10 protein-coding genes are annotated in these 14,909 nt (G+C 35.4%); all 10 read left to right on the top strand.

Translation table 11 applies throughout. From position 1 onward, the window contains the following. Positions 1-109 precede the first annotated feature (109 nt). The 10 genes from SYNTR_RS08855 to uvrA all read left to right on the top strand — a co-directional run bounded on the left by SYNTR_RS08855 (position 110) and on the right by uvrA (position 14,551). A complete protein-coding gene (locus tag SYNTR_RS08855; RefSeq protein WP_156204176.1) occupies positions 110-940 on the top strand; it encodes a transketolase in 831 nt (276 codons plus the stop codon). A gap of 230 nt (positions 941-1,170) precedes the next feature. After that, positions 1,171-2,109 (top strand): transketolase family protein, encoded by a 939-nt coding sequence (locus tag SYNTR_RS08850; RefSeq protein WP_338140456.1) that lies wholly within the window; start codon positions 1,171-1,173, stop codon positions 2,107-2,109. A 72-nt stretch (positions 2,110-2,181) separates the two neighbouring features. Beyond that, positions 2,182-2,862, top strand: coding sequence for a cell division ATP-binding protein FtsE (ftsE, locus tag SYNTR_RS08845; RefSeq protein ID WP_156204174.1), 681 nt, complete (start codon positions 2,182-2,184; stop codon positions 2,860-2,862). After that, complete coding sequence (gene ftsX / locus SYNTR_RS08840; RefSeq protein WP_156204173.1) at positions 2,862-3,752, top strand: permease-like cell division protein FtsX; 891 nt, start codon at positions 2,862-2,864, stop codon at positions 3,750-3,752. Before ftsE ends, ftsX begins: the two co-directional genes overlap by 1 nt. Before the next feature lie 118 nt (positions 3,753-3,870). Further along, complete coding sequence (locus tag SYNTR_RS11740; RefSeq protein ID WP_279285949.1) at positions 3,871-5,001, top strand: murein hydrolase activator EnvC family protein; 1,131 nt, start codon at positions 3,871-3,873, stop codon at positions 4,999-5,001. Positions 5,002-5,180: 179 nt separating this feature from the next. Beyond that, positions 5,181-6,335: a S41 family peptidase gene (locus SYNTR_RS08830; RefSeq protein ID WP_243140281.1), complete on the top strand. Its 1,155-nt coding sequence runs from the start codon at positions 5,181-5,183 to the stop codon at positions 6,333-6,335. A gap of 161 nt (positions 6,336-6,496) precedes the next feature. Beyond that, a complete protein-coding gene (locus tag SYNTR_RS08825) occupies positions 6,497-7,738 on the top strand; it encodes a PDZ domain-containing protein (protein ID WP_156204171.1) in 1,242 nt (413 codons plus the stop codon). A 178-nt stretch (positions 7,739-7,916) separates the two neighbouring features. Then, positions 7,917-9,008 (top strand): hypothetical protein, encoded by a 1,092-nt coding sequence (locus SYNTR_RS08820; RefSeq protein WP_156204170.1) that lies wholly within the window; start codon positions 7,917-7,919, stop codon positions 9,006-9,008. 152 nt (positions 9,009-9,160) lie between these two features. Beyond that, positions 9,161-11,161, top strand: coding sequence for an excinuclease ABC subunit UvrB (gene uvrB, locus SYNTR_RS08815; RefSeq protein ID WP_156204169.1), 2,001 nt, complete (start codon positions 9,161-9,163; stop codon positions 11,159-11,161). 567 nt (positions 11,162-11,728) lie between these two features. After that, positions 11,729-14,551 (top strand): excinuclease ABC subunit UvrA, encoded by a 2,823-nt coding sequence (uvrA, locus tag SYNTR_RS08810; protein ID WP_156204168.1) that lies wholly within the window; start codon positions 11,729-11,731, stop codon positions 14,549-14,551. The last annotated feature ends 358 nt before the right edge of the window (positions 14,552-14,909 follow it).

The following is a 14,909-nucleotide window of genomic DNA, read 5'->3' as shown; positions in this document are numbered from 1 at the left end:
AGTGGCGTGATAAACATGTTTGCTCAGCCGATTCCATACTCTAAGTTTAGCTTTTTGCAGTGGAATCATAATTCAAAATTCAAAATTAATAATTAGGGAGGCTATTGTCTTGAGAGAAATAAATGATACTTCGATTTCATTAGTTAAAGAAAAAGCTCGTTTGATAAGGCGGGATATAATTGAGATGTTGGGACAGGCTGGTTCTGGTCATACTGGTGGCTCATTGTCAGCTGCTGACATAGTGTCCTGTTTGTATTTTTGGGAAATGAACATAGATGCCAAAAACCCTATGTGGGAAAATAGAGATCGTTTTATTTTAAGCAAAGGGCATGCTGCTCCTGTTCTTTATTCTGTTTTAGCTCAAAAAGGCTTCTTTCCTAGTGAACAATTAAAAAACTTAAGAAAGTTAGGTAGCCCACTACAGGGTCATCCTGATATGAAAAAGCTACCTGGTGTTGAAGCTTCTACTGGGTCATTAGGACAAGGTATATCTTGGGCTGTTGGTATGGCTTTAGCTGGAAAAATAGATAAAAAAGACTATAGAGTTTATACTCTTTTAGGTGATGGTGAAATACAGGAAGGAATGGTATGGGAAGCCTGTATGGCAGCCTCTCATTACAAATTAGAAAACTTAACAGCTTTCGTGGATTATAATGGATTGCAAATAGATGGTCCCATAAACGAAGTAATGTCACCTGAACCAATAGCTGAAAAATTCAGAGCATTTGGATGGCATGTAATAGGAATTGATGGGCATAAATATGAGCGTATTATGGAGGCTTTAAATACTAGCCGTGATAACAAAGGAAAACCCACAGCAATAATTGCAAATACTATTAAAGGCAAAGGGTGCTCCTTCATGGAAAACAAAGCCGACTGGCATGGTGTAGCACCTAAAAAAGAAGAAGTGGAAAAAGCACTTGAAGAGTTAATGGCATAACTTATCAATTCTTAATTCTTAATTTTTAATTTTTAATTAAGGTTAAGAAACTGCCGTTTCTTTTAATATATTACTTTGTCGGTGCTTTGCATCGACTTCAGGCTAACGACATAACTAGCAAAAGAAATCGCATTTAATGTGATCAAAAGAAAAGCGAAAGCTTTTCTTACAATAATTAAGAATTAAAAATTCAAAATTAAAAATTATTACGCAGTAAGTAAGGGGGATATTTGGTGGCGAAACAAGCAACGAGAGAGGCTTATGGTAAGGCTTTGGTTAAACTAGGTGAAAAGCATGATAATGTTGTAGTTTTAGATGCAGATTTGTCTAAATCTACAAAAACAGCAGAATTTTCTAAAGCTTTTCCAGAGAGATTTATAAATGCTGGTATTGCAGAACAAAACATGATAGGCATGGCAGCGGGTTTAGCTACAACAGGCAAAGTGGTTTTTGCTAGTTCTTTTGCTATTTTTGCTGTAGGACGAGCCTTTGAACAAGTGCGCAACTCAATAGCCTATGCAGATTTAAATGTAAAAATTAGTGCAACTCATTCAGGAATAACTGTAGGAGAAGATGGAGGCTCCCATCAATCAGTTGAAGATATAGCTATCATGCGAAGTGTACCAAACTTGTCTGTGGTTGTTCCTGCAGATGGAGTTACTGCAGAAAAAGCTGTTTTTTCCGTATATGACCACCAAGGTCCAGTTTATCTACGCCTTGGCAGGCCTTCGGTTCCAGTAATACATGACGAGAATGTAGATTTTAAGATTGGAAAAGGTATTGAAATACGGAGTGGAAAAGATGTAACACTAATTTCCTGTGGAATAATGGTGGCAAAATGCTTAGAGGCTGCCGATATTTTAAAACAACAGGGGATAGAAGCCTCGGTTATAGATATGCATACCATAAAGCCTATTGATCAAGACTTAATAATTAAAAAAGCTCAGGAAACAAAAGCTATTTTAACTGTTGAAGAGCATAGTGTAATTGGAGGATTAGGAAGTGCAGTATGTGAAGTAGTTAGTGAAAAATGTCCGGTTTTAGTACATAGAATGGGCATAAAGGACATTTTTGGACAATCAGGTACTCCAGATGAGCTCTTAAAACATTATGGTCTCTCAACTGATAAAATAGTTGAAAATACCCTTAATTTACTAAAAAATATATAGAAATTTAAAAGGAAAAAGCAATATATTTGTAGAACCACCTATATGGTGGTTTTTTTTATTGGAGGGAGATAAATGTTAGTTCAGTTTTACAATGTCTCCAAGATATATCCTAATGGTGTAAAAGCATTGAATGATATTTCCTTAAAGATAGATCGTGGAGAATTCATTTTCCTTATGGGCTCAAGTGGTGCCGGTAAATCAACTCTCACAAAGTTGCTGTTTAGAGAAGAAATGCCAACTAGAGGACAGATATTTATAGCTTCACAAAGTATTGTAAGAATGAAAAAAAGCGAGATCCCTAACTTAAGGAGAAATATGGGAGTCGTATTTCAAGATTTTAAGCTTCTAGAAAGTAAAACTGTAGCTGAAAATATTGCTTTTGCAATGGAAGTAATTGGTTCAAGCAAAAATGATATTAAGAATAGAGTTCCAGAGGTTATAAAACAGGTAGGCTTAAAAGGTAAGGAGACTTCTTTACCTGACGAATTATCAGGTGGAGAACAGCAAAGGGTTGGTATAGCTAGAGCTATTGTTAATCGTCCCTTGATTATTATAGCTGATGAGCCAACTGGCAATTTAGATTTTAATACATCTAATGAAATTATGGATCTATTATATGATATTAATAGCAAAGGAACGACAATAATTATGGCTACACATGCTAGGGAGCTGGTCAAGAGCGCACGGAAACGTGTAGTAATGCTAGAGGACGGTCGGGTGGTTGAAGATAGACCGACTGGGGAGTTTATCTAATGAGATTAAGAAATTTAACTTATTTTTTTCGTGAAGCTTTAAAGTCACTTTTTAAAAATCGTATTTTAAGCTTGGCAACTGTATCAACAGTAGCTATATGCATACTTATTTTAGGTGTAGCTGTACTATTAAGTGTTAATGCTAATAAATTTATGGGACAACTTGAGTCTGATGTTGAAATTATTGCTTATTTGGAGAATTCTATATCAACTTCAACAGAAATCTCAAGGGTGAGTTCACAACTTGAAAGAATAGATGGAATAAAAGAAGTTGTTTTTGTATCTAAAGATGAAGGCTTAGATTATCTGCAGGAAAGAGTGGGTAGAGACGGTTTTGATTTAGTAGGCACACTTCAAGAGAACCCTTTGCCAGATTCTTTTCATATTCAAGCTAAGGATCCACATGGGGTTCCAGATTTAGCTATAAAGATATCTTCTATGACTGCTATTGAAAAGGTTAATTATGGTCAAGGTGTTGTAGAGAGATTATTTAGTGTAACCAACTGGGTTAGAACGATTAGTACAGCCATTATTATACTACTTGCTTTTGGTGCGGTATTTTTAATAGCTACAACTATAAGGTTGGCAATATATGCAAGGCGTAAAGAAATATATTTAATGAAATTAATTGGTGCTACCGATTGGTTTATACGTTGGCCTTTCTTTATAGAGGGCATACTACTAGGGCTTTTTGGATCTTTATTAGCTATAGCTATATTAGCAACAGGATATGGAGCTTTAATTAGCAATGTAAATACAGCTATGCTCTTTATTCCATTAATGACAGATCCTAGTGAGTTATTGGCTATGTATGCTGCTCTAGTAGGCGCTGGAGTCTTATTAGGTATTTTAGGAACGACAATTTCTATAAATCGTTTCATGGATGTCTAAAGAATAAATTAGATATTGTCGATTATTCTAATATGGTTGTTTAGGAAGCATAATCAATTATGAATTAATTTATTGGTAATCGTTACATGATGAATCAATTTATGGGAGGAAAGTAGGAGTGGAGAGAACGAAAAAGATATTTTCAATATTGTTAATGGTTTGTTTCATGATGACTGTTATATTGCCGGTTTATGCTGATGATATAGAACAAAAACAACGAGAGCTCCGTGACGTCAGCCGACAGATACAACAGCAGCAGAGTCAATTAGAATCTATTTTACAAGAGGAAAGCACTATTACTGGGCAGATTCAAAGAATTGAGCAGGAAATTATGAGTACTGAAAATGAATTGCGCAGAGTTGAAAGTAGAATAGAACACATTAAAGAAAGTATTGTTAAAACTGAGGAAGAAATAGAACTGCTTGAAGAGGAATTAGAGGAACAAACAGAGTATCTAAACGAACGTTTGGTGTTTCTTTATGAACGTGGAGATATTTCTTATTTAGAGGTTTTATTAAATGCTAGTGATTTAAAGGATTTTTTAACTCGCTATGATATGTTAAATAGAATAATTGAACAGGATTCTAAACTTATTGAAACTATAAACAAAAAGCAAAATGAACTTAATATGCGTAAAGCAGATATGGAAGTCCAGCGTAATGAGTTAGTGCGAATACAAAATGAACAAGAAGCGAGAAAAGAGATGTTAGCTATTCAGGCTGATGAAAAGAAAAACCTTTTGGGTAGTGTTCAAAGTGAGAGAGAAAATTATGAAAAAGTAATAGAAGAATTAGAAGCAACATCACGCCAGTTAGAGCAAATGATAAGAAGTGTACAGGGGGACGATGTACTAGGGACAGGAATAATGACTTGGCCTACCCCAGGATGGACTCATATTACTTCACCATATGGTCAAAGATTTCATCCGGTATTAGGTACTAATAGGATGCATACAGGAATAGATATAGGTGCACCACAAGGTGTTGATATAGTTGCAGCAGATGATGGAAGAGTTATTTACTCTGGTTGGCAAGGTGGTTATGGTCAAACAATTATTATAGACCATGGTGGTGGAATTTCAACATTATATGCTCATCAAAGCCAGTTATTAGTGAGTGATGGCCAGCTAGTTTCTAAGGGACAGCTTATAGGAAAAGTAGGATCAACCGGAATGTCTACAGGGCCTCATTTACACTTTGAAGTTAGGCAAAACGGAAGTCATGTTGACCCAATTCCTTATTTGTACTAAAAAATATTACTAAAAATTAAAAGAGCTGGAGATAATATTTGAATTAGTTCCAGTTCTTTTTTTAATACAAACAAATAATAAAAGAGTAGAAAAAGAAAAGTATAAAAAAATTCTTTGTGTTAATACTGCGATTACGGTAACATATTAAGTATGCATAGATAATACAATAAATTATGGTGGTGCGTATATTGAAAGATAACAAATTTTTAAAAGGTGTAAATATATTTTTCTCAGCATTTGGAGTTCTTAGTTTTTTTGGATTGATTTTATTATTAATAACCAATCTAGTGGGGTTTGGAACTTTATTAAGTGTTGTGGGATTAATTAAAACCCAGTCACTTTATGATATTGAGTTTAGTCAAATGATTCAAGGCTCTACAATAGGGATTGTAGAATCCTTAGAAGATCCGTACTCTCAATATCTAAGTCAAGAAAAGTGGGAAGAACTGAATATAAAGCTTGATGCTAAGTTTGGCGGTATCGGGATTTATTTACTGCAAGATCCAGATGAAGGGCACTTAACAGTTGTTTCACCTATTAAAGGTACCCCTGCAGCTGAAGCAGGTATACAAAATGGGGATATTATAATTGGTATTAATGGGGAAACTACTCAAAACATGACTCAAGATCAGGCAGTAGCTTTAATGAGAGGAGATCCGGGTACTCAGGTGGAAATTGAGATTTTCCGCCCAGAAGATTCGGAAGAATATACATTTAAGATAGTGCGAGAAATTATAAATGTACCTTCTGTAGAGGATGATATTATACATGATGTGCCTAAAATAGGCTATATACATCTTAATCAATTTCATTCAAGGTCACCCCAAGAAATGGCAGAGAGTATTAATGGATTAGGTGAAGATCAAATAGATGGTTTGATCCTAGATTTAAGAAATAATGGTGGGGGAGATTTTGATTCTGCTATTTATATAAGTGATTATTTTCTTGATGGAGATGAGGTCGTTAGTGTAGCAGGTGCAACTGGTCAAAAAGAAGTTTTTCGTGCTGCACCAGGTAATAATACTGATATTCCAATGGTTGTTTTAGTTAATCAAAATAGTGCTAGTGCATCAGAGATTTTAGCAGGAGCATTACAGGATAATGGACGTGCAGTGTTAGTTGGAGAAAATACATTTGGCAAAGGATTGGTTCAAAAAGTTTATCCTTTAAATGATGGTGGTGCTTTAAAGCTAACTACTCAAAAATACTATACTCCTAAAGGAACTGACATACATGAAATTGGTATAAACCCAGATTATCAAGTAGAAAATACTGCTGAAGAAGATCTACAACTAAAAAGAGCTAAAGAAGTTCTAAAACAACAACTTTTATAATAAAGCTATATAGTGACATAGTGCATAGTGACATAGTGCACGGAGGCAGGAAGCGCGAAGGAAGCATAGGGACGGTTCTTTTGCTTCCTTTTTAGGAAGCAAAAGAACCGTCCCTATGCTTCCTTCATTTAATTCACATGCAAATTAGCGGGGGTGAAAAGTTGGAATTTTTTGCTGCAGTATTAACAATGATGGCACAAAGCATGCTAGAAACTTTCAAATCACCTCTTTATCTTTCTATTTATTTTCTCATCTTTATTCTTGTTTTGTGGCAATACCGAAAAATATATCAGATTTCCGATAGAATACTTAATGTAGAGTATAATATTTATGTGCGTTCTGCATTTGTTTCAACATTATTTGGATTATTAGGTGGAATATTTGGTAGTATACTGCTAGTTTTACTAGGTATAGATTTAACTGGCATAGGAATATTATATTTGTGGGTTATTGCTCTTTTATTAATGAGTATAAATCCTAGGTTTTTATGCTTTGCTTATGCAGGTGGTATATTAGCAATTTCTAATATTTTATTTGGTTTTCCAGAGGTTAATGTACCTCAACTCATGGGACTTATAGCAGTACTTCATATGGTTGAAAGCTTGTTGATTTTGCTTAATGGACATTTAAACCCAGTACCGGTATATGCGAAAAAAAATGATGAGTTTAGAGGTGGTTTTAACCTGCAAAAGTTTTGGCCACTACCTTTAATAGCTCTTATTGGAATGGGAGGAGTTGTTGAGCCTGGGGCCGCAGGTGGTTTAGCTATGCCAGATTGGTGGCCATTATTAGAAGGACCTAGTACAATAAAAAATCAAGTTTTTACCCTTATACCTGTTGTTGCAGTTTTGGGCTATGGAGAAATAGCTACTACTAGAACACCGCGCCAAGCGGCTAGAAAGTCTGCGTTAAATTTATTTGGCTATAGTCTCATATTATTGTTGCTAGCTATAATAGCCTCTGATTATGCACCATTTATTTTATTAGCTGCATTATTTGGACCCTTAGGACACGAATTTATAATTTGGCTTGGAATGAGAGAAGAAGTAAATCGCAAGCCTATTTATGTAAAATCACCTTATGGAGTAAAATTACTAGATGTACTTCCTAATAGTTTAGCTTATAATGCAGGTGTTAGAAGTGGAGATGTTATAGTTAAGTTAAATGGTGAACTTGTAGAAAATAGATATATTTTAGAGGCCTTACTAGAGAGAAGCTATACTAATATTAATATTGAGTTATTAAGAGATAATAAATATAAACAAGTATCAATCTACAGATCTGCCCGCGAAAAACTAGGTATTATACCAGTCCCCGAATACCATGCTGAACGCTATATGGTTCTACAAGATGATAGTATTTTTAAAACCGTGAGAAAGTATTGGAGAAAATTAAAAAAGTAAGAAAATGAATTAGATGAAACAGGGGACGGTTCTTTGTTTCACTTTGCAAAGTGAAACAAAGAACCGTCCCCTGTTTTACCCTATTTTATTATAATTTGCTTAACAAAAGCATTAACCTTTTACTCATATTCTGAATATATTAATTAAGAGATTGTGAGTTTAAAAAGGGGGAAATAAGGTGAGCAATAATAGGGGTAGAATTGGATATGTATTTACAAGTAGTAATACAATCCAAGGTTATTATACATTTATACCAGAACTAATTGCTGAGTTAACAAAAGTGTATATTTTAAAAGGTCCAGCAGGATCAGGTAAATCAACCTTTATTAGGTTACTAGGCGAGTCTTTGGCAGAACAGGGGTATGAAATCGAATTCTGGATTTCAGCAGTAGATCCTTTGAGTCCAGATGGAGTTTATATTCCGCAACTGGAGGTGGCAGTAATAAACGGTAGCTTGCCAGTACCTATAGATCCAAAGTACCCAGGGGCAAAAGAAGAAATGATTTATTTAGGAGATTATTGGGATAGGGATGCTATTAAACATAACAAAAAAGCTATTACAGAATTAGTTGATTCAATGATTAATTTAAACAATGAAGCAGCTGTATTAATGAAAAAGGCAGGGGAAATTAAGGAGGAAATAAAAAGAGCTACATCTAACTCTTTAAATCTAGAGAAAATAGAGGTTTTACTAAAGCAGTTAAATGATAAAATATTTAGCAATAGATCTAAGGAAAAGCATTATTTTGCTAGTGCTGTTACTGCTGAAGGAGTGGTAAACTATGTAGATGAAATAAGTGCTTATTGTAAGAAGCGTTTTATTTTCAAAGGCCCTCCTGGTAGTTGCAAATCTACAATCATTAATGAATTAGCACAAGAAGCTAAAAAAAGAGGTTGTTTACTGGAATACTATCATTGTGGATTTCAAGTAGAAAGTATAGTAATGTTAATTTTAAGAGATATGCAAATTGCATTAATAGATGCTGGCGATATAGAGATTTCTATTAATCCATGGGATTCAATAATAGATATGTCGGAGTATTTAGATGATGATTATGATCCATTTGTTGTAGAAACTCAAACTAGTGAAGCATTACGTAACTATGAAGCCCAAATAAAAAATGGTCAAATAAAACTTGAAGGTGCTAATAATGCACTTAAAGAGCTCAAAAAGATATACTCAGTTGCTATGGACTTTGAAAGACTAGATAAAAAGAGAAACAAAATAAGAGAAGAGCTTGTTGCAGAAACTAAACCAGAAAAATTCTAATGCAGGCGCAGGACACGGTGCAGCGAGTGAAACAGGTGGGGGTGAAACAGGGGACGGTTCTTTGTTTCATCAAAATGAAACAAAGAACCGTCCCCTGTTTCACCAGCCGCCCTGCTTCACCTTGGTCCAGCCTTGAAAAGGAGGTAGAGATTATGGCTGAATTTAAATTATGGTCTGAATACAAACCTACTGGTGATCAACCACAGGCTATTGAGAAATTAGTAAAGGGGTTAAGAAATGGTAATCGGGATCAGACGCTTTTAGGGGTAACTGGTTCAGGGAAGACTTTTACCATGGCGCAAATTATTCAGGAATTGCAAAGGCCTACTTTAATTATGGCACCAAATAAGACTTTAGCAGGACAGTTATATTCTGAATTCAAGGGTTTTTTTCCAGATAATGCGGTGGAGTATTTTATTAGCTATTATGACTATTATCAGCCAGAAGCTTATGTACCCCATACCGATACTTACATAGAAAAGGACTCTTCTATTAATGATGAGATAGACAAGCTAAGACACTCGGCTACAGCATCTTTACTTGAAAGAAGGGATGTAATTATTGTGGCCAGTGTTTCATGTATATATGGATTAGGTTCACCTAAAGATTATTTTGAAATGATGATTTCTCTTCGCCCCGGAATGGAGATAGCTAGAGATGATCTTTTAAAACGATTAGTAGAAAACCAATACGAACGTAATGATTTGGCTTTTGATAGAGGCAATTTTAGGGTAAGGGGAGATGTTGTAGAAATATTTCCGGCTTCAACATCAGAAAATGCCATACGAGTAGAATTTTTCGGAGATGAGATAGATAGAATTATCGAGTTTAACTACTTAACTGGTGAGGTTTTTGGACGTAGAATGCATGTTACTATATTTCCGGCATCTCACTTTGTAACAACACGTGACCGAATGCTATTAGCAGCTGATGAAATTGAAGAAGAACTCCAAATGCAAATGAAAAAGTTTAAAGAGGAAGATAAACTCTTAGAACTACAAAGGATAGAGCAACGAACTAGATATGATTTAGAAATGATTAAGGAAGTAGGTTTTTGCAAAGGTATTGAGAACTATTCACGGTATATAACAGGACGTGCTCCCGGAGAACCTCCGTATACTTTGATAGACTTTTTCCCAGAGGACTTTTTATTATTTATGGATGAATCTCATATAGCTGTACCTCAAGTTAGAGGTATGTATGGTGGGGACAGGTCTAGGAAGCAAAACCTAGTAGATTTTGGTTTTAGATTACCCTCAGCTTTAGATAACCGTCCACTACAGTTTGATGAGTTTGATGAAAAGATTAATCAAGCAATATATGTAAGTGCAACACCGGGGGATTATGAACTGGAAAAAAGTTTACAGGTGGTAGAACAAATTATTCGCCCCACCGGGTTAATCGATCCAGAGGTGGATGTAAGGCCAACAGTAGACCAGATAGATGATTTAATTAATGAAATACATGATACAGTAAACCAAGGCTTTAGAGTGTTAGTAACAACACTTACTAAGAAAATGGCTGAGGATTTATGTGATTATTTTTCTAATGCTAATATAAAGGTAAGGTATATGCATTCTGATATAGATGCACTGGAGAGAATGGAGATATTAAGAGAGTTAAGATCTGGAGTATTTGATGTTTTAGTAGGAATCAATTTACTTAGAGAAGGTCTTGATTTACCCGAGGTAGCCTTAGTAGCTATACTTGATGCTGACAAGGAAGGTTTTTTACGCTCAGAACGATCACTAATACAAACAATAGGACGAGCTGCACGTAATGTTGAGGGGAAAGTTATTATGTATGCCGATAATATAACTAATTCAATGCGTGTAGCTATAGATGAGACTAATAGGCGTAGGGAAAAGCAAATTAAATATAATGAAGAAAACAACATTACTCCTGAGAGTATTAAAAAAGCTGTTCATGAGGCAATTGAAGCCACTGTAGCCGAAGAACCTGGAGAGTATGATATTTCTAATTTTGGTGAGCTAGGCAAGGAAGAAAGAGACCGTCTAGTACAGGAGATAGAACAAGAAATGCGCAAAGCGGCAGAAGACTTGGATTTTGAAAGAGCTGCCCAGTTAAGAGATGTGATAAAAGAACTCCAAAATCCACCGAAGAAAAAAACGCGCAAGCGGAAAAAGAAATAGACGCAGACACTTAAAATAGACACTGACAAACACAGACGGGACAGACTTACACTGACTTATTCTTAATTCTTAATTTTTAATTTTTAATTCTTAATTAAGGTAAGGAAACTATTGTTTCCTTTAATATTATATGTATCATAGAATTAATTCCCTGCGCTTCAATATGATTTAGTTTTACAAGGGCTTGCAGAGCACATATCTTATATATAATAAGGAAAACGTAAGTTTTCCAACCTCAATTAAAAATTAAGAATTCAAAATTAAATTGATACTGCTGCAAAAAGTAACTACAAACAAGCTTAAGGCTGAGCAAACATGTTTATCTAAGTCCCGAATAGCAAGGCGTGGTGCATAGATCACGGCTAAGTATAAATAAAAAATCATCTTAGATAATAAGTGCTTAAGCCAAAATGGAGATAAAGACCGATGAGTGGCGTGATAAACATGTTTGCTCAGCCGATTCCATAGTCTAAGTTGTGCTTTTTGCAGTGAAGTCAAAAAATATAAAGCGTCTGTGCAAGTCAGTGTCTATTAATAATTATTACAACCATAGAGGAGATATTTATTGTGAAGGATTTTATTATTGTTAAAGGTGCTAGAGAGCATAATTTAAAGAATATAGATGTAAAAATACCACGGGATAAGCTGGTGGTTTTTACTGGTGTTTCGGGGTCGGGGAAATCTAGTTTAGCTTTTGATACCATATATAGTGAAGGGCAAAGGCGATATGTAGAATCTCTGTCTACTTATGCGCGCCAGTTTTTAGGACAAATGGACAAGCCAGATGTTGATTATATTGAGGGACTTTCCCCTTCTATATCAATTGACCAAAAATCCACATCTAATAATCCCCGTTCTACTGTGGGGACAGTAACCGAAATATATGATTACTTACGATTACTATTTGCAAGGGTAGGTAGACCCCATTGCCCAAAATGCCACTTACCAATTCAACGTCAAACTGTTGATCAGGTAGTTGATACGGTTTTAAACCTCGAAGAGCGAACAAAAATAAAAGTTTTAGCTCCAATAATAAAGGGGCAAAAAGGTGAGCACAAAAAACTAATAGACAATTTGTTTAGAGATGGTTTTGTGCGCTTAATTGTAGATGACTATGAATACACATCAGATGAAGAAATAACCCTTGAGAAGAACAAAAAGCATACTATAAGTGCTGTTGTTGATAGATTAGTTATAAAAGATGGAATTCGCAGTAGACTAGCAGAATCATTAGAACTAGCCTTTGAACTAAGTGAAGGAAGTGTAATTGTTCAGGTGCTAAAAGATGAAGAAGATGAGGAAATGCTCTTTAGTCGTGATTTTGCTTGTCCAGAATGTGGTTTTAGTCTGCCTGAGCTCTCCCCTCGGATGTTTTCCTTTAACAGTCCCTTTGGGGCATGTGGTGAGTGTGATGGACTTGGAGAAAAACGCGAGATAGACCCGGCCTTAGTTCTTGATATGAATAAATCACTTGATAATGGTGCCATTATACCTTGGTCTAATAACTTCCATACCTACTATAATCAAATAGTGGCAGGTATGTCTAAGCAATACCAGGTGTCAATGGACAAACCACTAAAAGAATTAACTGGGGAGCAAATAGACTTAATTTTGTATGGTAATGGAGGAGAATCATTTTTAGTTAAGTACACTAACTCTTATGGTGAGACAGGCCACTTTAGGTCTACTTATGAAGGAGTAATTAATAACTTAATTAGGCGTTATCATGAAACAAAATCAGATTCTTCTCGAGAAGAAATTGAAAAATATATGACTACTAGCCTATGTCCTAAATGTAAAGGCAAGCGATTAAAAGATGAAATACTATGGGTGCTGATAGGTGAAAAATCTATAGCAGAAGTAACCTATATGTCAGTTCGCGCAGCCAAGGAATTTTTTGATTCCTTAGAATTTACCGAAAGAGAAGCTTTTATAGCTAACCAGGTAGTAAAAGAGATTAAGGAACGCTTGACCTTTTTAATAGATGTTGGGCTTGATTATCTAAACCTAGAGCGTTCTGCTGGAACTTTGTCAGGTGGAGAAGCACAACGAATACGCTTAGCTACACAAGTGGGTTCAAGTCTAGTAGGGGTTCTTTATGTACTTGATGAACCAAGTATAGGGCTTCACCCTCGGGATAATGATAGGTTATTAGCAACACTTAAGAGATTACGTGACCTTGGTAATACAGTAGTAGTGGTAGAACATGATGAGGACACTATGTATGAAGCAGACTATATAATAGATATAGGTCCAGGGGCAGGAATTCATGGTGGAGAGGTAGTTGCTCATGGAACAGTTGAACAAATAAGCAAATGTGAAAAATCTTTGACTGGTAAGTATATTACCAAGGAGTTAGATATAGATATTCCCGCAGAAAGAAGAAATGGGAATGGTAATACCTTAACTGTTAAGGGAGCTAGAGAGCATAATTTAAAGAATATAAATGTAGAAATACCTTTAAGCAAAATGATAGTTATAACCGGAGTTTCAGGCTCGGGTAAAAGTACCTTAGTCCAGGACATCTTGTATCCTGCCATGGTTAAGGAATTAGTAGGTGGAAGAAGGCGTCCGGGTGATTTTGATTCTATAGAGGGGCTAGAAAATGTGGATAAAGTAATAAACATAGATCAATCACCCATTGGCAGAACTCCACGATCTAATCCGGCTACTTATACTGGTGCATTTGATGGGATTAGAGAGTTGTTTTCTAATACTCCAGAGGCAAAAATGAGAGGATATAAACCGGGAAGATTCAGCTTCAATGTTCGAGGAGGTAGATGTGAATCTTGTTCTGGTGATGGCATAATAAAAATAGAAATGCATTTTTTACCCGATGTATATATTCCGTGTGAGATATGTAAAGGTAAAAGATATAATCGTGAAACTTTAGAAGTTAAATATAAAGGTAAAACTATAGCTGATATATTAGCTATGACTGTTGATGAAGGTGTTGACTTTTTCGAAAACATTCCTAAGGTATTTAGAAAGCTTAAGGTTTTGCAGGATGTAGGCTTAGGATATATCAGGCTTGGTCAGCCTGCACCAACTTTATCAGGTGGAGAAGCCCAAAGAGTAAAATTAGCTACTGAGTTATCTAAAAGATCAACTGGTAAAACCTTTTATATACTAGATGAGCCAACAACCGGCTTGCACAAACATGATGTTAAACATTTGTTGGGTGTGCTAAACAGGTTGGTGGAGTCAGGAAATACCGTGGTAGTTATAGAGCATAACTTAGATGTAATAAAAAGTGCAGACTATTTAATTGACCTAGGGCCAGAAGGTGGAGAAAAAGGTGGTCAAATAGTAACAACCGGCACACCTGAAGAAGTAGCCAATTATAAAAAGTCATATACAGGGAAATATTTGAAGGAATTGCTAACATAGATGTTTTTACTGATTAATTTTGAATTTTGATTCCACTGCAAAAAGCTAAACTTAGAGTATGGAATCGGCTGAGCAAACATGTTTATCACGCCACTCATCGGTCTTTACCTTCATTTTAGCTTAGCACTTATTATCTAAAATGATTTTTTATTTATACTTAGCCGTGATCTATGCACCACGCCTTGCTATTTAAGGACTTAGATAAACATGTTTGCTCAGCCTTAAGTTTGTTGTAGTTACTTTTTGCAGCAGAATCAATTTTGAATTCTTAATTCTTAATTGTGGTTGGAAAACTACGTTTTCCTTATTATATATAAGATAAGTGATCTGCGAGCCTTGTAAAAATATCGCGTTGAAA

This window comes from Candidatus Syntrophocurvum alkaliphilum (assembly GCF_009734445.1).
Classification (GTDB): Bacteria; Bacillota; Syntrophomonadia; order Syntrophomonadales; family Syntrophomonadaceae; genus Syntrophocurvum; species Syntrophocurvum alkaliphilum.
The sequence above is the reverse complement of the archived record's forward strand: the minus strand, read 5'-3'. Positions and strand labels throughout refer to the sequence as shown.

Excerpts from the sequence above, each read along its gene's own strand:
- ftsE (WP_156204174.1), top strand. The coding sequence starts at position 2,182 with ATGTTAGTTCAGTTTTACAATGTCTCCAAGATATATCCTAATGGTGTA.
- ftsX (WP_156204173.1), top strand. The coding sequence starts at position 2,862 with ATGAGATTAAGAAATTTAACTTATTTTTTTCGTGAAGCTTTAAAGTCA.
- uvrB (WP_156204169.1), top strand. The coding sequence starts at position 9,161 with ATGGCTGAATTTAAATTATGGTCTGAATACAAACCTACTGGTGATCAA.